General features: G+C 70.3%; 16 protein-coding genes and 2 tRNA genes. 13 read left to right on the forward strand and 5 right to left on the reverse strand.

All coding sequences use genetic code 11. The features are described 5' to 3' along the window. Together G578_RS30215 and G578_RS0116980 are read right to left on the reverse strand one after the other, a co-directional pair. A partial coding sequence (locus G578_RS30215) for a GTP-binding protein (RefSeq protein WP_139189472.1) occupies positions 1–94 on the reverse strand: 94 nt, incomplete at its 3' end. A gap of 103 nt (positions 95–197) precedes the next feature. Beyond that, positions 198–283, reverse strand: a tRNA-Tyr gene (locus G578_RS0116980). Between the two features lie 163 nt (positions 284–446). Here G578_RS0116980 and rlmB point away from each other — a divergent pair. From rlmB to G578_RS0117000, 4 genes are all read left to right on the forward strand, one after another. Further along, entirely contained in the window at positions 447–1,316 is an 870-nt protein-coding gene (rlmB, locus tag G578_RS0116985; RefSeq protein WP_028795272.1) for a 23S rRNA (guanosine(2251)-2'-O)-methyltransferase RlmB, read from the forward strand. 92 nt (positions 1,317–1,408) lie between these two features. Beyond that, a complete protein-coding gene (locus G578_RS0116990) occupies positions 1,409–2,881 on the forward strand; it encodes a hypothetical protein (protein WP_028795273.1) in 1,473 nt (490 codons plus the stop codon). Next, positions 2,878–3,831 (forward strand): allantoinase PuuE, encoded by a 954-nt coding sequence (locus G578_RS0116995; protein ID WP_245565639.1) that lies wholly within the window; start codon positions 2,878–2,880, stop codon positions 3,829–3,831. The genes G578_RS0116990 and G578_RS0116995 overlap by 4 nt, the downstream gene beginning before the upstream one ends. A 60-nt stretch (positions 3,832–3,891) precedes the next feature. Beyond that, positions 3,892–3,967, forward strand: a tRNA-Thr gene (locus G578_RS0117000). Between the two features lie 19 nt (positions 3,968–3,986). Here the strand turns inward: G578_RS0117000 and G578_RS26760 are convergent. Genes G578_RS26760 through G578_RS26765 form a run of 3 tightly spaced genes read right to left on the reverse strand, consistent with a single transcriptional unit; the run spans position 3,987 to position 9,462 of the window. Further along, a complete protein-coding gene (locus G578_RS26760; RefSeq protein WP_051244949.1) occupies positions 3,987–7,283 on the reverse strand; it encodes an error-prone DNA polymerase in 3,297 nt (1,098 codons plus the stop codon). 12 nt (positions 7,284–7,295) lie between these two features. Next, positions 7,296–8,849 (reverse strand): Y-family DNA polymerase, encoded by a 1,554-nt coding sequence (locus tag G578_RS0117010; protein ID WP_084618974.1) that lies wholly within the window; start codon positions 8,847–8,849, stop codon positions 7,296–7,298. After that, positions 8,758–9,462 carry an ImuA family protein gene (locus G578_RS26765; RefSeq protein WP_211228948.1) on the reverse strand — a complete coding sequence of 235 codons (705 nt, stop codon included), beginning with the start codon at positions 9,460–9,462 and terminating at the stop codon, positions 8,758–8,760. Before G578_RS26765 ends, G578_RS0117010 begins: the two co-directional genes overlap by 92 nt. Before the next feature lie 238 nt (positions 9,463–9,700). On the opposite strand from G578_RS26765, the gene G578_RS0117020 reads away from it, so the two are divergent. The 9 genes from G578_RS0117020 (at position 9,701) to G578_RS0117060 (ending at position 20,385) form a co-directional block, all read left to right on the forward strand. After that, positions 9,701–10,282: a sigma-70 family RNA polymerase sigma factor gene (locus G578_RS0117020; protein ID WP_028795276.1), complete on the forward strand. Its 582-nt coding sequence runs from the start codon at positions 9,701–9,703 to the stop codon at positions 10,280–10,282. Between the two features lie 124 nt (positions 10,283–10,406). Continuing rightward, complete coding sequence (locus G578_RS0117025) at positions 10,407–11,387, forward strand: FecR family protein (RefSeq protein ID WP_051244950.1); 981 nt, start codon at positions 10,407–10,409, stop codon at positions 11,385–11,387. A gap of 156 nt (positions 11,388–11,543) precedes the next feature. After that, on the forward strand, positions 11,544–14,012 hold the full coding sequence (locus tag G578_RS0117030) for a TonB-dependent siderophore receptor (protein ID WP_084618976.1): 2,469 nt from the start codon (positions 11,544–11,546) through the stop codon (positions 14,010–14,012). A 7-nt stretch (positions 14,013–14,019) separates the two neighbouring features. Continuing rightward, entirely contained in the window at positions 14,020–14,928 is a 909-nt protein-coding gene (locus G578_RS30220; RefSeq protein ID WP_028795279.1) for an alpha/beta hydrolase, read from the forward strand. Next, positions 14,925–15,710, forward strand: a complete 786-nt coding sequence (locus G578_RS0117040) for an ABC transporter ATP-binding protein (protein ID WP_028795280.1) — start codon at positions 14,925–14,927, stop codon at positions 15,708–15,710. The genes G578_RS30220 and G578_RS0117040 overlap by 4 nt, the downstream gene beginning before the upstream one ends. 7 nt (positions 15,711–15,717) lie before the next feature. Next, a complete protein-coding gene (locus tag G578_RS0117045; protein ID WP_084618978.1) occupies positions 15,718–16,599 on the forward strand; it encodes an ABC transporter substrate-binding protein in 882 nt (293 codons plus the stop codon). After that, positions 16,592–18,604 (forward strand): Fe(3+)-hydroxamate ABC transporter permease FhuB, encoded by a 2,013-nt coding sequence (gene fhuB, locus G578_RS26770; RefSeq protein WP_051244951.1) that lies wholly within the window; start codon positions 16,592–16,594, stop codon positions 18,602–18,604. Before G578_RS0117045 ends, fhuB begins: the two co-directional genes overlap by 8 nt. A 45-nt stretch (positions 18,605–18,649) precedes the next feature. Next, positions 18,650–19,597: a diacylglycerol/lipid kinase family protein gene (locus tag G578_RS26775; RefSeq protein WP_051244952.1), complete on the forward strand. Its 948-nt coding sequence runs from the start codon at positions 18,650–18,652 to the stop codon at positions 19,595–19,597. After that, the gene (locus tag G578_RS0117060; protein ID WP_028795282.1) at positions 19,594–20,385 is read left to right on the forward strand and encodes a metallophosphoesterase family protein; all 792 of its coding nucleotides are present in this window, start codon (positions 19,594–19,596) and stop codon (positions 20,383–20,385) included. The genes G578_RS26775 and G578_RS0117060 overlap by 4 nt, the downstream gene beginning before the upstream one ends. The last annotated feature ends 216 nt before the right edge of the window (positions 20,386–20,601 follow it).

Genomic DNA, 20,601 nt, shown 5'->3' on the forward strand with positions numbered 1-20,601 from the left:
TCGCGGCCGTCAGCGTCGTCTTGCCATGGTCGACGTGACCGATCGTGCCGATGTTGCAGTGCGGCTTTGTCCGCGCGAATTTCTCCTTGGCCATCTCGTCGTTCCCGTCGGCTGCATCGTGGAGGCATCCAGGAGATGCCGGAAAAATCTAACCTCTGTTCAAGGTCTTGTCGGTCGGTCGCGATCCGGTCAGCGAGTGGTGGTGGGGGTAGGATTCGAACCTACGTACGCATACGCGGGCAGATTTACAGTCTGCTGCCTTTAACCACTCGGCCACCCCACCTTTGGATCGGATCGCTATCTCGCTTCCGCAAGCCCCGTTCCTGAGGGAGTGCGAACTATGTTAATTCGCGACCGTTTGTCAACGACGAACGCGACAAAAAATGTCCGCGCCGGTAATCCAGGCGGATTGTCGTCTCCCAACACAGGAAAACCCTAGCATAGCCATGGCGAAACGAAAATACGGCGGCCGCCCCAACCGCGCGGCGAAATCCCCGGCATCCGGTCGCGACCGGTCCGCTGGCCCCCCCACGCCCCCCGGTCGCGACGCCGAGCGGACATCCCACGACCCGACTCTGCTGTTCGGACGCCATGCCGTCATGGCCGCGCTGAGCAATCCCCGGCGGACCGTCCGTGCGCTGACGGGCAGCGCCGAGACCGCGGCGGAACTGGCCGAGGCCGTGGCCGCCCTGCCCGAGACCCGCCGACAGGCCCTGCCCGTCCCCCGGACGGCGACGGCGGAGGAGATCGTCGCCCTGGTCGGCGAGGGCGCTGTGCACCAGGGGCTCGTCGCCCGGGTCGACCCGCTGCCGGACACCGCCCTGGAGGAGGTGCTCGACGCCGCCGGCCCGCAGGCGCTGCTGATGGTGCTCGACCAGGTGACGGATCCGCACAATCTCGGGGCGGTGCTGCGCTCCGCCGCGGCCTTCGGCGCCGATGCGGTGATCGTCCAGGACCGGCACACGCCGCAGGTGACCGCGGTGGTGGCCAAGACCGCGTCCGGCGCGCTGGACGTCACCCCGCTGGTGCGGGTGACCAATCTGGCCCGTGCCCTGCGCAGCATTCAGGAGGCTGGATTCTGGTGCGTCGGTCTCGCCGAGGAAGGGCCGGTGGCGCTGGACACCCTGGATCTGTCGGGGCGGGCCGCCCTGGTGATGGGGGCGGAGGGCGACGGCCTGCGCCGGCTGACCCGCGAGACCTGCGACCAGCTCGTGCACCTGCCGACCCGGGCGCCGATCCGCTCGCTGAACGTCTCCGCCGCCGCGGCGATCGCCCTGCATCACGCCGCTGTCGCGCCGGGGCGAAAGGTCGGTTAACCTAATATCAAAGGTTTCTTGGCGATAAACCGACCCTCGACCAGCGCGGCGGGCTCCGGCCCGCGGGTACTATTGCAGGAGTCACATTCGTTATGGTGTTCACGCCGCGCGAGGACATCGAGGTCGCCAAGGCAGCCGTCTGCGAGGAAGCCGCGGACCTCTTCACGGCGGACGCCCGTGAGGTGATGACCCGCGCCGCCGCCGCCTATCTCGGCCCCCGCAAGCTGACCGCGATCGAGGTGCTGTACAGCCCGCGCCATCAGGCCGACCTGATGAACAGCGGCACCAGCGCCATGCAGGCGGTCCAGAAGGCCGCAAGCTGGCAGGTCCGCGGCATGAGCGTGCCGGTGAGCGAGCGCATCCGGCGGCTGTGGGACATTCTCGACCAGGCCAAGGCCGCCTTGGCCGAGGACGTCGCGGCCGTCGCCCCGGCGCCGATGACGCCGGAGACCGCCGGCACGCTGCTGGCCCGCCGCGACCAGGAAACCGACTCGGCCTATATCTTTCGCACCCTGTGCTCGATCGCCGCCGGCCTGGCCGAGAAGAAGACCTGGGCCGACAAGGTCGACACGCTGCTGAAATGCGCCGCCAGCGCCACCACGCCGGAGGCGCTCGGCTGCATGGACCGGTTCCTGGGCGAGCTGCTGCGCCCGGTGGACGTGCTTAAGGACGTCATCGGCGAGGTGCCCAATGCCGGCGACCAGATCGTCAGCCTGCTGGCCCTGGTCAACCAGACCGCGCGGCCGACCGACGCGCCGCCCAAGGCGGTCCTGGCGGTCCCCTTCTACAAACTCCTGACCCGGGCGCCGATGCCCGACACCCGCGCCGCCCTCGCCGGCCACATCGTCCGGCTGGTCGCGGGGTCGGACAAGATGACCGGGAAGGCCCTCTCCGACGAGATCCTGTTCGTCGTCGAGCTGCGGAACACCCTGACCCTCGAGGGCGCGCTGATCGGCGGCGACACCACCCAGCAGGCGCTGGAGCGGCGGCTCGGCCGCGCCCTGTCGGACCAGACCATCGACATGCTGATGCAGGGCACGCGCAGCGTCGGCGAGCGGGTGATGCGGTCGATCACCCTGCACACCAAGGTGTTCGGCGACACCGCGCGCACGTATCTGGAACAGTACATCGCCGAGCTGATGGCTCAGCCGAAGGTCGAGGCCAAGCTGGTGCCGGATGACCTGTCGGTACGCCAGCAGATCAAGGCGATGGGCACCCTGCACCGGGTGCTGAAGGGCTCCCAGCTGACCGAACGGGCCAGGGACCGCATGGCCCGGCAGGTCGAGCAGGCCCAGACCGCCCTGCTCGACAGCTCCCGCCTGCTGGAGAAGCTGAACGACGGCACCGGCTCTGCCGCCGAGCGCCTGCTGCGCGTAGTCGACCTGTGCCGCGAGGGCGCCTTCACCGAGGGCGAGAACGCCGAGCGCGCCCGGGCCGCCGCCCAGCAGCTCATGAAGCGGCCGGATTTCCTCGACAGCTACCTGGACGGCGCCGAGCAAAAGGGCGAACGTGCGTCCCGTCTGCGCGACCTGCAGCGCAAACTGGCCGAAGCGAGGATCGTTTGAGCGCTCCTGACCGGGATGGACCCAACCGGGACGACCCCAATTTCCAGCCGCATCTGGACCGCGACATGGTCGGCTACGGCCGCACCCCACCCCACGCCAACTGGCCCGGCGGCGCGCGGCTGGCGATCAATTTCGTCATGAACTACGAGGAGGGGTCGGAATACTCGATCCCCGAGGGCGACGGCTTCTCCGAAGGCAGCCTGACCGACTCGCCGGACAGCCCGAACGGCCCCGGCTCGCGCGATCTGGCGGCGGAGTCGATGTTCGAATACGGCACCCGGGTCGGGTTCTGGCGGCTGCACCGGCTGTTCACCGAGCGCAACCTGCCTCTCACCGTCAACGCCTGCGCCCTGGCCCTGGAGCGCAACGACGAGGCCGCCGCCGCGATCCGCGAGAGCGGCTGGGACATCTGCTGCCACGGCTGGCGCTGGGTGAACCATTTCCAGCTCAGCGAGGCCGAGGAGCGCGACCACATCGCCCGCGCGGTGGCGAGCCTGGAGCGCACCACCGGCGCCAAGCCGGCCGGCTGGTACTGCCGCCACGGCCCGAGCGTCCATACCCGCCGGCTGGTGGTCGAGCATGGCGGCTTCCTCTACGACAGCGACAGCTATGCCGACGAGCTGCCGTACTGGACCGAGGTGTCGGGCCGGCCGCATCTGGTGGTACCCTATTCGCTGACCACCAACGACAGCAAGTTCGCCCGCAACCATTTCCCCACCGGCGACGACTACTTCACCTTCGTGAAGGACGCGATCGACATGCTGTGGGAGGAAGGCGCGACCAGCCCGCGGATGATGTCCTGCGGTCTGCACCTGCGCCTGATCGGCCATCCGTCGCGGGCGGCGGGCCTGGCGAAGCTGCTGGACTACGTGCAGGAGAAGGGTGGCATCTGGGTCGCCCGCCGCCAGGAGATCGCCGAACACTGGGTCCGAGAGCATCCGCACGCGTGAGGCGGGGGCGACCACGGGACGCTTGACGTCGGGCTGCGAACTGCGCAGAAACGCAGGCGTGCCGGCATAGCTCAGCTGGTAGAGCATCTGATTTGTAATCAGAGGGTCGCGGGTTCAAGTCCTGCTGCCGGCACCACTCCAGCGGACATCTCACCTCAATGAAAATCCCGCGACTTCGGCAGGATCCGCACGTTGCGCGGATGCCGTGCCGGGGCGGAGGGGATCGGCCTCGCCACCTCGTCGGCGCGGGCGAGCGGCGGGTCCAGCGCCATGTCCGGGCGGCCGTCGGACAGGGTGTCCAGAAGGGCCGTGTGGTCCTCCAGGTGCTCCGCCACCACGTGGATCACCGTCTCCGACACCTGCACCCGGCCGGTCACCGCCATCAGGCGGGCGCCCATCACGATCGGGCGGTAGGTCTCCAGCGCGTCCGGCCAGACCACCAGATTGGCGATGCCGCTCTCGTCCTCCAGGGTGACGAAGACCACACCCTTCGCACTGCCCGGCCGCTGGCGGATCAGCACCACCCCGGCCACCTTCACCCGCTGGCCGAACCGGGCCTTCTCCAGATCGGCCGTGCGGCGGAAGCCGAGCCCGGCGTAATGGTCGCGCAGGAAGCTCATGGGATGGGCCTTCAGCGACAGGCGGGTGGTCTGGTAGTCGACCACCACATGCTCGCTGAGCGGCATCGCCGGCAGGGTGACGGCGACGTCCGGCCCCTCCTGCTCCACCCCACCCCGGGTGAACAGCGGCAGGTCGGGGGCGTCGCGGATCGCCCGTGCGTCCCACAGTGCGGCCCGCCGGTCGCGGCCCAGGGAGCGGAAGGCGTCGGCCGAGGCCAGCACCCGGATGCCCCGGCCCGAGACCCCGGCGCGGTCGTGCAGCTCGTCGAGGCTGACATAGGGCGTGACGCGCGCCGCCATCAGCCGGGCCGCGTCCTCCTGGGCCAGCCCCTCCACCTGACGCAGGCCGAGGCGTAGGGCATAGTCCGGCGGACCGATCCGCTGGCTCCGCTCCCTCGCCCGCCCCCGGGCCGTCATCGGCTCCAGCGTGTTGTCCCAGTCGCTGAAATTGACGTCGACCGGCAGCACGGTGACCCCATGCTCGCGGGCGTCGCGCACGATCTGGGCCGGGGCATAGAAGCCCATCGGCTGGGAGTTCAGCAGGGCCGCCGCGAAGGCCGCCGGGTAGTGGCACTTCATCCAGCTCGAGACATAGACCAGCAGGGCGAAGCTGGCGGCGTGGCTCTCGGGGAAGCCGTATTCGCCGAACCCCTCGATCTGGCTGAAGCAGCGCTCGGCGAAATCCGGATCGTAGCCGCGCTCGATCATCCGGCCGACCATCTTCTCCTTGTGCGCGCTGACCTGGCCACGCGAGCGGAAGGTCGCCATCGCCTTGCGCAGCTGGTTGGCCTCCACCGGCGAGAAACAGGCCGCCACCATGGCGATCTTCATGGCCTGCTCCTGGAAGATCGGCACGCCCAGGGTGCGCTTGAGGATGTTGCGCAGCTCGTCCGGGTCGTGCTCGGGCCCGGGCGAGGGATAGGTCTCCTGCTCGCGGCCCTGCCGGCGGCGCAGATAGGGATGCACCATGTCGCCCTGGATCGGGCCCGGGCGCACGATCGCCACCTCCACCACCAGGTCGTAGAAGCAGCGGGGCTTCAGGCGCGGCAGCATGTTCATCTGCGCCCGGCTCTCGACCTGGAACACGCCCAGGGAGTCGCCCCGGCACAGCATGTCGTAGACCGCCCGGTCCTCCTGCGGGACGCTCGCCAGGGTGTAGGACTTGTTGTAATGCGCCGCTATCAGGTCGAGGCCCTTGCGGATGCAGGTCAGCATGCCGAGCGCCAGCACATCGATCTTCATCATGCGCAGCGCGTCGATATCGTCCTTGTCCCATTCGATGAAGCTGCGGTCGGCCATCGCGCCGTTGCCGACCGGCACGGTCTCGATCAGCGGGCTGTCGGTCAGCACGAAGCCGCCCACATGCTGGGACAGGTGGCGCGGCATGCCCATCAGTTCGCCGGCCAGCATCAGAGTGCGGCGCAGATGCGGGTCCGCCGGGTCGAGCCCGGCCTCGCGCACCCGCACCTCGTCCACGCCGCTGCCCCAGGAGCCCCAGACGGTGCGGGCGAGCGCGGCGGTCACGTCCTCCGACAGGCCCATCGCCCTGCCGACCTCGCGCACCGCCAGGCGGGGGCGGTAGTGGATGACGGTGGCGCAGAGACCGGCGCGGTCGCGGCCGTAGCGCTCGTAGATGTGCTGGATCACCTCCTCGCGCCGCTCGTGCTCGAAATCCACGTCGATATCCGGCGGCTCCCGGCGCTCCTCGGAGATGAAGCGCTCGAACAGCAGCTCGTGCTGGGCCGGGTCGACGGCGGTGATGCCGAGGCAGTAGCACACCGCACTGTTCGCCGCCGACCCGCGGCCCTGGCACAGGATGCCCTCGCCCTTGGCGTAGCCGACGATCTCGTCGATGGTCAGGAAGTAGCGGGCGATGTCGAGCTTGGCGATCATCGCCAGCTCCTTGTCCAGCGTCTCCCGGACCCGTTTCGGAATCCCCCTGGGATAGCGCTTGTTCGCCCCGATCCAGGTGAGCGTCGCCAGGTGCGCGTCGGGGGTGCGGCCCTCGGGGACGGTCTCCTGCGGGTATTCGTAGCGCAGTTCGGACAGGGAGAAGCGGCAGGCATCGGCGATCAGCCGGCTCTGGTCGATGGCGTCGGGCCAGTCGGCGAACAGCCGCCGCATCTCCTGCGGGCTCTTCAGGTGGCGCTCGCCGTTGGGATGCAGCCGGTCGCCGGCGGTGAAGATCGTCACCTTCTCGCGGATGCAGGTCATCACGTCCTGCAGCGGCCGGCGGGCCGGGGTGTGGTAGCGGACGTCGTTGGTCGCCACGATCCGCAAGCCCTGCTCCCGCGCCAGGCCGTCCAGCCGGTTGATCCGCGCCCGGTCGTCACCCCGATAGAGATGACTGGCGGCGACATGGCCGAGGCCGGGCAGCGCCGCCACCAGACGCGGCAGGTCGGCGGCGAAGGCGTCCAGATCCTCACCCGGCACCGCAATCAGCAGCGGATCGCCCGCCGGTCCCAGAGTCTCGGCGACCATGGACAGGGTCAGGTCGCACACCCCCTTGCGCTGCCAGTTGCCGTCGGCGTCCCGCATCTTGCCGGCCGACAGCAGGCGGCACAGCCGGCCATACCCCGCCCGGCTCTTCGGATAGGCGTAGAGCGCAGGCGCGTCCAGCAGTTCCAGGCGGCAGCCGATCAGCGGGCGCAGACCGCTCTCCTCGGCAGCGACATGAAAGCGCACCACGCCGGCCAGCGTGTTCACATCGGCGAGGCCGAGCGAGTCGTAGCCGAGGGTGGCGGCCCCCTCGACCAGCTCATGGGCGTGCGAGGCGCCCTGCAGGAACGAGAAGTTCGAGACCGTCCCCAGTTCGACGAAGGGTGCGCGCACGGCTCCGCTCCCTCACGCGTCCAGGCCGTGGACGAACCAGCGCGGCGCCCCGCCCCGGCCGTCCCCGGGCAGGCCCTCGCGATAGATCCAGTAGCGCCGGCCCTCGGCATCCTCCACCCGGTAATAGTCGCGCAGCCGGGTGGTGGAGCGCTCCCGCCACCATTCCGGGGCGATCCGCTCCGGTCCCTCGCTGCGCACCACCCGGTGGGTCTGCCGGCGCCAGACCAGCCGGGCCGGCGGGCCGTCCGGGACGGCGTAGAGCACATCGGCGGCTTCCGGCGGCCGCAGCAGGCGCACCGGGCGGGGCTTTGCCGGACCCTTCGGCCGCGGCACCTCCCCCGCCTCCAGGTCGGCCGGACGGAACCGGGAGGCACGCTCGGGAATATGGCTGGCGGTCTCCACCGGCCGCAGCACCGCGTCGCGGCCGAGCCGGGCGGTCAGACGGTCGATCAGCCGGGTCAGATCGAGGTCGCCGCTGTCGCCGCCGGACAAGTCCCATTGCAGGGCCTCCATCTCCTCCAGCACCAGGGCGTCGAGGGTCATCACCTCGAAGCCGAAGCCGGCATCGAGCCCCTCCAGCCGGTCGCGGAACAGCCGGGCGAGATGGTCCGGGTCGCGGTTGGCCCGGGCGGCGGCGGTCTCCACCGAGGCGGTGCCGCCATCGACCCGGTAGCCGGTCAGCCGCAGCCGCCGGGCGCCCTGACCACGGCGCTCCATCTCCGCGGTCAGATCCTTCAGCAGTTCCGCCAGGACCTGGCTGACGCTGTCGACATCGACGATCGGCTCCACCAGTTGGCGCAGGGCGCGGGGGGCCGGCGGCGGCATCTCCGGCATCAGCGGCTCCGCCACCCGGCCCAGCGTCTGGTCCAGCCGGCGGGCCGGATTGGCTTCATCGGGCGCCCGCTCGCGGAACCGGCGGACAAGGGCCGTCCGCGACACCGCCTGAAGCGCATCGACGGTCTTCAGCCCCAGCCGGTGCAGCAGCGACACCGTCTCCTCGTCGAGCCGCAGGGCGACGACCGGCAGGTCGGCCAGGGTTTGCGACAGCGCGTCCGGGGCGCAGATCACCGGCGAGACCGCTCCGTACCGCGCCAGAGCCCAGGCGGCGCCCAGGGTCGGCGCGGCGGCGGCCCGCACACTCAGCCCGATCCGTGCAAAGGCCGAAACCATCGCCGCCAGCATCGCCGCCTCTCCGCCCCACAGATGATCCGACCCGGTGGTGTCGAGCAGCAGCCCGTCGGCCCCGTCGGCGCGGGTCCAGGGACACCAGCGCAGCGCCCAGCGGGCCAGCCGCACGAGCTCCGCCTGATCCGCCTCCAGGGTGGCCGGTTCCACCTGGACGCTCGGCAGCAGGGTGCGGGCGTCGCTGATCCCCATCCCGCCGGCGAGGCCGTGGCGGGCGGCGGCGGGGGTCAGGTCGTGGATGACCGGCCCGTGCCGACCGTCGCGCAGCAGCACGACGGCCTGTTCCGCCTCAGCCCCAGACCTGCTGTCGCGCCGGCTCCTCCGCCAGCACTGGATCGGATACTGCGGCAGAAAAATCGAGACGATGCGCCTGTCGTTCATAGCTCGCCTCCCATGCGCCAGGTCTGGTGTCCCGCGCCCGGAACAGGGTGGTGCGCCAGCGCGGCGCGCCCGGGGCGCGGGGATCGAACGGATGCGGCGCGGAGGCAAGGGTCGTCACCCGCCAGCGCCGCCGCGCCGCCGACAGGGTCTCCTCGGCGGCGTAGCGGATCAGAAAGCACGGGACCCCCGACCGCTCCGCCCGGATGGCGAGCCGCTTGGTCACGGTGAAGTCCAGCGCCTTCGGCATGCCCCAGATCTCCCCGATCACCGCGCCCAGGGACCGGCAGGCCAGCGCCTCCTCCATCGACCACAGCACGTCGGCGGCCCGGCGGGCGCAGACCAGCACCAGCCGGTCGGGATCGACGCCGAAGCCGCGCAGCCCCGGACCGTAGGGCCAGCCCGCCTGCTGTGCGGCCATCCGGTCCAGCACCCAGACGATCGGGCGGCCGGGGGGCACCTGGGCCAGCGTGAAGCCGGTCGCGCCCATGTCCCGGGACTGGGCGAACACCTCCGCGAGCTGCGCCGACTTCGCGAGCGGCGGCGGGACGAGGCGGGGCGCGGCGCCCCCCTTTGAGAAGGGCTCCGAAACCCGTCTGATGGGCAGGAGCGTCACGGACATATCTCCACTCCGTTCCGGCGTCGCTTATAAATGTTCTTTCTTTGTTCTTTTAAAATCCAACCCGCCCGAAGAGTCAATTCGCGTTTGAGTCTCGGCTGAGGCTCGGCGGAGTCCCTGGCTTTCCGCGACGGGTTCACTCTGGTATTGCGACTCATTTTCATTTAGAGACGGATTGAATATCCCTTTCACCGGCTTCCGTCGCCCCGCGCGCGCCCATCCGCCCCCGAGTCCCATGACGGCCAATCGCGACACGGCACAGCGCGATCCTGCGGAGGTTTTCGTCGAGCATCGGGCGGACCTGGTGCAGTACGCCGCACGGATCCTCGGCTCGCGCAGCAGTGCCGAGGATGTGGTGCAGGAGGCCTATCTGCGCTTCGCCCGCCAGAGCGAAGGCGGCGAGGCGCCCGGCGATGGTCCGTCCCGGGACGGCATGCGGGGCGACCGGATCCTGGAACCGGTGCGCTACCTGTACCGGATCGTGCGCAACCTGGCCTATGACTGGGGCCGGCGGCCGAGCATGCCGCTGGTCGACGATCTGGATGACGGGCTGCTGGCCCGCGCTGCGAGCACCACACCGAGCCCGGAGGAGAACCTGCGCTGGCGCCAGGATCTCGGCCGGGTCGAGCGGGCACTGGATGGGTTGCCGGAGCGCACCCGCCTGGCCTTCGAGATGCACCGGCTGGGCGGCCTGCCCCTGAAGGAGATCGCCGCCCGGCTCGACATCTCGGTGACCCGCACCCACCAGCTCATCAAGACCGCCCTGACCGTCTGCGCCGAGCAGCTCGCCGACGATCCGGGCGAGGACGGCCGGTGATGGATCAATTGTCGATGGAAGGTGAAAAACCGGGCGCCCCGCTCGTCATTAGGATGAGGCGCACCGGAACCGACGCGCCGCCGCACCCGGCCAGGGCGGTCCCATGACACGCGAAGAGTCTTCGATGGCGAACGGACGGCTGCAGCAGGATCCCGCCTGGAACCAGGCGCTGGACTGGCTTCTGAAGCTGCAGGAACGGCCGCAGGATGCCCGGCTACGCGCCGATCTGGAAACCTGGCTGGACGCCGCCCCCCGGCACCGCGCCGCCTACGGCAAGGCGCAGCGGGTCTGGGCCCTGACCGGCGAGGCCGTCCCCCGGACCGAGCTACGGGAGGCCGACGAGGACAGCGCCGTCGTTGCCTTCACGCCCCGCCGACCGGCAAGACATCGACGGTGGCTCGCCGCCGGAGCGCTGGCCGCGTGTCTGGCTTTCCTGGTCCTGCTTGGGCCGGTGCAGCGGCTGCTGGACGGAGCGGACCTGTCCTCCGCGACCGCCGAACTGGTCACCCGCACCCAGCCCGACGGCAGCGTCATCACCCTGAACGCGGACAGCGCGGTGAAGACCGACTTCTCCGGCGCCCATCGCCAGGTAGTGCTGGTCGAGGGCGAGGCATTCTTCCAGGTCACCCACGATCAGGCGCGACCCTTCACCGTTCGGGCCGCCGAGACGGTGGTCACGGTAACCGGCACCGCCTTCGGCACCCGGATCGACGCCGCGGCCGTGACGGTCGAGGTCGAAGAGGGGTCGGTCGCCGTCGCCACCCCCGGCCGGCCCGAACCGGTGCGGCTGGCGCCCGGCGACCGGCTCTCCATCGACCGGGCCAACGGTGACATCCACGTGGCCGCCGTGCCGGCTGGTCATATCGCCGCCTGGCGGCGCCACCTGCTGATTGCCGAGGGCGAACCGCTGGGTCAGGTGCTCGACCGCATCCGCCCGCATTACCGGGGCATGGTGCTGGCCACGGACGATGCCCTTCTCGATCGGCCGGTCAGCGGCGTCTTCGACCTGCGCCAGCCGCTGGAGGCCCTGCGCGCCGCCGCAACAGCCCGTTCCGCCTCGGTCTACGAGATCACCCCGCTGCTGGCTCTGGTCGTGCCGAACTGACCACCGGGTCGGTTTTCACGCTCGGAGACGAAAAAATTCCGTCCGCCCCCTGAAAAACCGGGTTCGGGTCTCGTCGTCATTAATGCGAATGGATCGCATTTGCATTTTTGTCCGCCCGCTCGGCGGTACCGATCGACCACGAGGGGACTGAAGGCGATGAGACTGCGGGATGGGAGTCCGGCACTGACCGGAGCTGCAAACGGTGCGAACAGGCGGGGCACCCGCACGGCGCTGCACGGGGCGATCGCGGCGGGCGTCGCCTCGCTCATCGCCACCTCCGCTCTGGCGGAGGCGACGGTGAACCAGGTGACGGTGGACCAGGCTGCGGCCGCTTCGTCGGCGCAACAGCTCGCCCAGGCCGAGGCGAAGCGCTTCGACATTGCCGCCAAGTCGCTGGAACAGGCGCTGATCGACTTCGGTCAGCAGGCGGATTTCCAGGTCTCCTTCGATCCGGCCCTGACCGAGGGCCTGACCTCCAACAGCCTGCAAGGCCGGTTCACGCCGGATGCCGCCCTGCGCCGGCTTCTGTCGGGCCTGCCGATCACCGCCACCTTCAGCGGCACCAACACCGTGACCCTCAGCCGGGTGACCTCGGACTCCAGCGCCATGATGCTGGGTCCGGTCGTCGTGGAGGGCGAAGGCCAGACCGCCACCGGGCCGGTGGACGGCTACGTGGCGACCCGCAGCGGCAGCGTCTCCAAGACCGACACGCCGATCATCGAGACCCCGCGCTCGGTCTCGGTCGTTACCGCCGGTGCAATCAGCGACCGTAAGACCATGACCGTGGAGGACAGCCTGCGCTATGTGCCCGGCGTCCAGGTCAACGGCTACGGCAACGATCCGCGCTTCGACCAGATCAAGGTCCGCGGCTTCGCCGTCACCAGCACGGCCGATTTCCGCGACGGCCTGCGCCAGCCCAATACCGGCTGGCTGTCCTATTTCCACACCGAGCCCTATGCGCTGGAGCGCATCGACGTGGTGAAGGGGCCGAACTCGGTGCTGTTCGGCCAGTCCGCCCCGGGCGGCATGGTCAACCGCGTCACCAAGCGGCCGACCGCGGACACCCGCGGCGAGGTCGAGGTGCAGCTCGGCACCGACGAGCACCGCCAGGGCCAGGTCGACCTCTCCGGTCCGGTGACCGAGGACGAGACGCTGCTTTACCGCTTCGTCGGCGTGCTGCGCGAGAGCGAGAGCGGGCTGATGGGCGTCAACAACGACGTCCAGTTCATCGCGCCCTCGGTGACCTGGAAGCCGACCGAGAAGCTCACCCTGACCTTCCTCGGCGAGGCGCAGCATTTCGAGACGGCCGGATCGTCGCGCCCCTACCAATTCGCGTCCGGCGAGCTCAGCGACTTCTGGGCCGGCGACGAGGATTTCGACGGGCTCAAGCAGACCCAGTATATCGGCGGCTACGAGGGCCGGTACGAGTTCAACGAGATCTTCGCCCTGCGCCAGAACTTCCGCTACGGCACGGTGGAGACCGAGAACCAGTATCTCTCCAGCTCGATGACCGGCGACGGCCACACCCTGTCGCGCACCACCTACGGCGTCTACGAGGAAATGGACAATCTCTCGGTCGATACCGCCGCCGAGGCCCGCTTCACCACCGGGGCGGTCAGGCACACCGCGATGATCGGTATCGACTACTCGAAGATCGACGCCGACGTGCAGTACGCCTACGGCACCGGACCGAGCATCGACATGCTGAACCCGGACTACCACCAGAACGTCTCCCGCCCCGGCACGATCCTGGTCGACCAGAACATCGACGCCAATCAGCTCGGATTCTACGCCAACGAGCAGATGGAATGGGGCGGCTGGCGCTTCAACGGCGGCCTGCGCCACGACCGGGCGGAGAAGGAGACCACCAACAACCTGACCGGCGGCGTCACCGAGGGCGAGAACAGCGCAACCACCGGCAGCGCCGGCCTGCTGTACCTGTTCGACAGCGGTTTCGCGCCCTATGCCAGCTACGCCACGTCCTTCACCCCGGATTTCGGCACCGACATCAACGGCGACTCCTTCGAGCCGACGGAGGGCGAGCAGTATGAGATTGGCCTGAAGTACCAGCCGCCGGGCCGCGACAGCATCTACACCGTGAGCCTGTACAACCTGGTCGAAACCAACGTGAAGACCCAGGATCCGAACAACATCGCCAACAGCATCCAGACCGGCGAGCAGCGCTCCCGCGGCCTCGAGCTGGAGGCGGCGATGAAGCTGAGCGACAACATCGACCTGGTCGCCGGCTACTCCTACATCGACGCCGAGATCACCAAGAGCAACGACGGCGACGAGGGCAACGTCCCGGTCGGCGTGGCCGAGCATATGGCCTCGGTCTGGGGCAACTACAGCTTCATCGCCGGCACCCTCGACGGTCTGGAGCTGGGCGCCGGCGCCCGCTATCTCGGCGAAACCTACGACGACAGCGCCAACACCAACACCAACGACGCCGTCACCATGTTCGATGCCCGGATCAGCTACGATCTCGACATGCTCGCCCCGGGCGCTTCCATCGGTCTTACCGGCACCAACCTGACCGACGAGGAGCACATCACCTGCGAGGCCGGCTACTGCTACCGCAGCCGAGGACGCACGGTGATCGGCAGCCTGACCTATCGGTGGTAAGCGGCTGATGGCCGACGCCACCATCCTGGAGACGCGGTGCCCGGCTTCCCTGCCGGGCACCAGCGTTTTCGACATCGCGCCGTCCGGAGATGCCGGCGTCCTGCCGTACCGGGTGTTCGTCTACACCCCGTCGGGGGAGGCGTCCGAGACCGGCTGGCCGGTGCTGTACATGGTCGACGGCAACGCGGTCTTCGCCACCGCGATCGACGCGGTGCGTGCCCAGGCGTCCTATCCCAAGGGCACCAACGTCACCCACGGCATGGTCGTCGCCATCGGCTATCCGACCGACGCGGCCTATGACCCGCTGCGCCGCTCCTGGGACCTGAGCCCGCCGCCGGGCCGGGCCTATCCGCCGTTCCACATGGGCGGACCGGACGTGCGCACTGGCGGGGGCGAGGATTTCCTCCGTTTCATCGAGGACGCCCTGAAACCGATGCTGGAGGCGCGCTTCCCGATCGACCGCGGCCGGCAGACCCTGTTCGGCCATTCCTTCGGCGGACTGTTCGCGCTCTACGCCCTGTTCCGCCGGCCGGCCGCCTTCCGGACCTGGGTGGCGGCGAGCCCGGCGATCTACTGGGAGGACACGGTCATCGCCCGCAGCCGGGACGCGCTTTCCGGCGACGACTGGCGCGACTTCAAGGGGCGGGTCCTGCTGTCGACCGGCGAATACGAGACCGCCGAACTTGCGCCGTTCCAGCGCCGCGCCCCGGATGCCGACAGCCGCCGCACGCATCTGAGCAAGATCCGCACCGTGGAGACGGCCCGCGAATGGGCGGACGAGATCAACGTCCTGGCCGGCCGCGCCGACGCCGCGACCTTCGAGCGCTTCGCCGGCGAAAACCACATGTCGGTGCTGCCGGTCGCGGTCAACCGCGCCGTCCAGGCGACCTTCGTGGCGCAGACGGAAGAACCGTGAGCCAGCCCGGCGCCGCCTTCTCCCTGCGCGAGATCGGTCTGCGGATCGGCGAGCGTACCGTGCTGCACCCGCTGACCCTGGAGCTGCCGGCCGGGGCCGTCACCGGCCTGCTCGGCCATAACGGGTCGGGCAAGTCGACGCTGATGAAGATCCTGGCGCGCCAGCTCCAGCCCGACAGCGGCGAGATCGACCTGTTCGGCACCCCGCTGGCCGCCCATGCACCGCGCCGGCTGGCCCGGTCGCTGGCCTATCTGCCGCAGCACACGCCCGACACCGACGGGCTGACGGTGCGCGAGCTGGCGGCGCTGGGGCGCTATCCCTGGCACGGGCCGTTCGGGCGGGTCGGCGATCTCGACCGGCAGAAGACCGAAACCGCCCTGGCGATGACCAACCTGCTGCCCCTGGCCGGCCGGCTGGTCGACACCCTGTCCGGCGGCGAGCGGCAGCGGGCCTTCCTGGCCATGCTGGTGGCGCAGGACGCCGTCTGCCTGCTGCTGGACGAGCCGATCTCCGCCCTCGACGTGGCGCAGCAGATCGACGTCATGGCCTTCGTGCGCCGCCAGGCGACCGAGCACGGCCGCTCGGTGGTGGTGATCCTGCACGACCTGAACATCGCCGCCCGGTTCTGCGACCGGCTGGTGGTGCTGTCCCGGGGCCGGGTGGCCGCGCAGGGGACGCCGGACGCGCTGCTCCATCCCGACCGGCTGGAGGCCCTCTACGGCGTACCCATGGGCGTCTTTCCCCACCCGGCCAGTGGACGGCCGGTCACCTATGTTCTGTGAAACCGCAATGGACCTGACGCGCCGCCACCTGCTGACCGGGCTCGGCGCCGTCGCCTGCGCTGGACCTGCTTGGACCGGGCCAGCTTGGGCCGGGACCGGGCCGCGCTTCGCCTCGCTGGATCACGGTCTCGCCCAGACCCTAATCGCGCTCGGCGCCGACCTCACCGCCATCGCCCAACTGCCGTATTGGGACATCTGGACCGTCGAGCCGCCGCTGCCGCCGGGTGCGGCCAATCTCGGCCTGGCACGGGAGCCGAACATGGAATCCCTCGCCCGGCTCGCCCCCGACCTGATCCTCTCCACCCCCTATCTGGAGGGCGTACGCCACCAGCTCGAGCTGGTGGCCCCGGTGGAGTCCTTCCCCATTCACGCTCTGGGCACCTCGCCCTGGCCCAACATCCTGGCCGCGACCCGCCGGTTGGGGACCCTGTCGGGCAGAGAGGCCGCGGCCGACCGGCTGATCGTGGATACCGAGGCGGAACTGGCCCGGATCCGCGACCGCCTCACCCGCCTGCCCGAGTTGCCCATCGTGCCGCTGCATTTCGTCGACACCCGCCATGTGCGGATCTACGGCGACAACGGCATCGTCCAGGACACCCTGGACCGCCTCGACCTGCGCAACGGCTGGTCCGGGCCGACCAACGCCTGGGGCTTCGCCACCGTCGGCATCGAGCGACTGGTGGAGATCGGAGACGCCCGGGTGCTGGTTTTCGACCCGGTCCCGCCGGACGTGGAGGCGACCCTGGCCGGCAGTCCGCTGTGGCAGGGCCTCCCCTTCGTGCGCGAAGGCCGGATGCGGCGGTTCCCCAACGTGGCCGCCTTCGGCACCCTGCCCGCCGCCACCCGCCTCGCCCGGCTGCTGGAATCCTTCGAGCGCGACCATGCCTGACACCCTCGGCCGTTCCGCCCTCTGGCTTGCGGCGATGGCGGTGCTCGCCGCCTGCCTGACCGCCGTCAACCTGGCGCCTGGCCTCGCCTCCCTCGGCCTCGACCGGCTGCTGGCCCCCGTGCCGAGCGACGTAGAGGCCATGGTCATGGCCTACAGCCGCCTGCCGCGGCTGTGCATCGGCCTGCTCTGCGGCGCAGCACTGGGCCTGTCGGGGACACTGTTCCAGCAGGTGATGCGCAACCCCCTGGCCTCGCCCTCGACCATCGGCGTGGAGGCGGGCGCCGGCTTCGCCCTCGCCGCCGCCACGCTCTACCTACCGGGCCTGCTGGGGTGGAGCCGCGGCCTGGTGGCGCTGACCGGCGGGTTTGCCGCGGTGGCGCTGGTCCTCCTGATCGCCGGCCGGTTTCGCTTCGCCCCGCTGGCCGTGGTGCTGGGGGGGCTGGTGGTCGGTTTCTACCTCAGCGCGGCGACGACGACCCTCGCCCTGCTGCACGAGTACCGGCTCGCCGGGCTGTTCGTGTGGGGCAGCGGCTCGCTCAGCCAGCAGGACTGGCGCCCCACCCTGGAGCTGCTGCCGCGCCTCGCCCTGGCGGCCCTGGCCGCCGCGTTGCTGGCCCGGCCACTGGTCCTGCTGCAGCTCGACGAGGCGGCGCGCGGGCTCGGCTTGCGGATTGCCTTGGTGCGGGCCGGCGCGCTGGCGGTCGCCGTCGCGCTCGCCGGATTCACCGTCAGCGCGGTCGGGGTGATCGGCTTCCTCGGCCTCGCCGCCCCCAGCATCGCTCGGGCGATCGGTGCCCGACGGCTGGCGAGCCGGATGGTCGTCGCCCCGCTGGTGGGAGCTCTGCTGCTGACCGTCACCGATCAGGCGCTGCAGATACTTACCGCCGCCACCGGCATGTTCCTGCCGACCGGTGCCGTCACGGCGATGCTCGGCGCCCCGGCCCTGTTCCTGCTGGCCACGCGCCTGCGGGCCGCCGAGCCGCAGCATGGCGCCCGCGCGCTCGTCCTGACTCGGGTGTCGTCCACCTGGCTGGTCGCCCTGCTTGCGACCCTGACCGTGCTGGCCTTGGCCTCGCTCGTCCTCGGCCGCGATCTGGGCGGCGCCTGGGTGGCGGACCTGGGAGCCGGGCTGGAACCCTTCCTCGCCTGGCGGCTGCCGCGCATGGTCGGCGCGCTGGCCGCCGGTGCCCTGCTGGCGGCGGCCGGGGTCATGCTCCAGCGCCTGACCCGCAATCCCATGGCAAGCCCGGAAGTCCTGGGCGTCAGCGCCGGCAGCGCCTTCGGCCTGATGGTCGCCGTCTTCACGATGAGCGCGCCGGGGCAGGTCGCCCTGACCGCCTGCGCCGCCCTGGGAGCGGCGGCGACCCTGGGCGTCCTCCTGCTCGGCGTAAGGCGACGCGGGCTCGGCGGCAATCAGGCACTGCTGACCGGCGTGGCGGTGGCGGCCTTTCTGATGGCTCTCCTATCGGCGGTGACCGCGACCGGCGACCCGCGCGCCCTGCTACTCATGGGTTGGATGGCCGGCTCGACCTATCGGGTCGATGCGGCCGGAGCCACGGTCGCCGCCGTCCTCGCGCTGGCCATGCTGCCGGCCCTGCCCGCCCTCGCCCGCCAGCTCGAGCATCTGAGCCTCGGCATGCCACACGCCCGCGCCCTCGGCATTCCGGCGGAACGCAGCGCCCTGCTGGTGCTCTGCGGCGCCGGCCTGCTGACGGCGGCAGCGACCCTCATCGTCGGCCCGCTGAGTTTCGTCGGGTTGATGGCACCGCATATCGCGAAGCGGCTCGGCTTCGCCCGCTGCCTGCCGCAGCTCGCGGCGGCGGCACTGCTAGGGGCCGGCGTCATGGTGACGGCCGACCTGCTTGGTCGCACGGTGCACTTCCCCTGGCAGATCCCGGCCGGACTGCTGAGCGCCCTGATCGGCGCGCCGATCCTGCTCGTCCTTCTGCTGCGGCCGCAGCGCCGGCGCGCCCGACAGTCGGCAAGGGAACCGATCCGGGCCTGAGGCGTTTTTACGGAGACCTCCACACAATCCCGAGTTCCCCGTCCGATGCCGCCACGCACCGCCACGCTGATCGTGAACCCGAAGGCCGGCAGCCTTCTGGACAGTTCGATCACGCCGCAGGACATCGCCGAGCGCGTCCGTGCCACCGGCATCGAGGTCGAGCTGCTGACCGGCGACCCCTCGGAGCTGGGCGACCTGGTCGAGCAGGCGATCAACGGGCCGGCCGAGCTGGTGATCGTCGCCGGCGGCGACGGCACGGTGAACGCCGCCGCCCGCCGGGTCGCGGGATCGGACAAGATCCTGGGCATCCTGCCGAGCGGAACCCTCAACCACCTCTCCCAGGATCTCGGCATTCCCCAGGACCTGGACGGCGCGATCGCCGTGCTGAGCGACGGCGAACCGGTGGAGATCGATATCGGCGAGGTGAACGGTCACTCCTTCATGTGCAGCTCGGTGATCGGCTTCGCCTCTCGCCTCGCCCGCCAGCGCGAGCACTGGCGCGGTCGCCTGAACCCGGTACGCTGGGCCCGGGTGATCGCCCATCTGTTCAGGACCATGGACCGCGATCCGGCGGTCGAGGTGCTGATCTCGAACCCTGCCAAGGTGTCCCTGCGCACCCGGCACCTGACCGTTGCGGTCGGCGACTATATCGACGAACCTGGCCGGCTGTTCGTGCGCACCGAACTCGACAGCGGATTCCTCGGCCTCTATGCGCTGCGCCGCCCGTCGCCGGGCAAGATCCTGAAGCTGGCGACCGCCGCCCTGGTCGGGCGTTGGCGGGCCGATCCGGAGTTGACGGCCGAGCGGGTGCGCGCGGCCACGGTGACGAGCCACCGCAAGCAGATCCGCGTGCTGAACGACGGCGAGATCCTGCTCCTCGACCTGCCGGTGGAATACCGCATCCGCCACCGCGCGCTGCGGGTGATCCGGGCACGCGAGGCGATCGAGGCGGCGACCGCGCGGCCTGAGGAGACGCCGGCGGAGGTCGCATGACCCGGCTGGTCCACCTCTCCGATCTGCATTTCGGCAAGACCGACCTGCGGCTGATCGAGCCCCTGCGCCAGGAGATCGAGCATGCCAAGCCGGATCTGGTCGTCATCAGCGGCGATCTGACCCTGCGGGCGCGCAACCGCGAATTCTCCGAGGCGGCCAGGTTCATCTCGGACCTGTCGGCGCCCTGCTTCGTGGTCCCAGGCAATCACGACATTCCCTACTACCACGCGCTGCTGGAACGCTTCGCCGATCCGTATCGCCGCTGGCGCCGGCACATCGGCGATGCGCTGGAGCCGACCTGGGTCGGCGAGCGGGTCGCCGTGGTCGGGATCAACACCGTGCGCCGCGCCCAGTGGCGCCTGAACTGGGCGGACGGGAAGATCAGCCGCAGTCAGCTCGCCCGGATCGACCGCCGGCTGGCGGCGGTGCCGAAGGGCCGGGTCCGGATCGTCGTCGGCCATCACCCGTTCCTGGCGCCGGAGCCCCGGCTGCAGAACCGGGTCGTGCGCCGCGCCGAGGCCGCGCTGTCGCTGTTCCGCCGTCACCGGGTCAGCCTGGTTCTGGCCGGGCACCTGCACCTGCCGTTCATCCGCACCCTGCCGGGGGCAGCGCCCAACCGCCCGATGCTGGTGGTGCATGGCGGCACGACGATCTCCACCCGCCTGCGGGGCGAACCGAACGCCTTCAACGTGATCGACGTGGACGCCCAGGGAGAGATCGGCATCGAGACCCGGATCTGGACCGAGAGCGGCTGGCAGCGCGACGAGCGGGAGCACCAGGCGGCATGAGCCGACAGAGGGCAAGCGGCCCCGTCGGCCCGGCCGTCGCATCGCCTGCAGTAGCCCCTTGAGTAAGCGGGATTTTCATGTCTATCTGACGCCGAAATTTGGCGAGCCTGCGGTGGGGAGTGCGGGGGGTCCGGATCGACCCGGCGGCTACCAATTTGTCTCCGTCACTCTGTCATTCGCCAAAGATATTCGGCAACGAGCGTGGAATCGGTGAAA

It is taken from the genome of Thalassobaculum salexigens DSM 19539, assembly GCF_000423805.1.
In the GTDB taxonomy this organism is placed as follows: domain Bacteria; phylum Pseudomonadota; class Alphaproteobacteria; order Thalassobaculales; family Thalassobaculaceae; genus Thalassobaculum; species Thalassobaculum litoreum.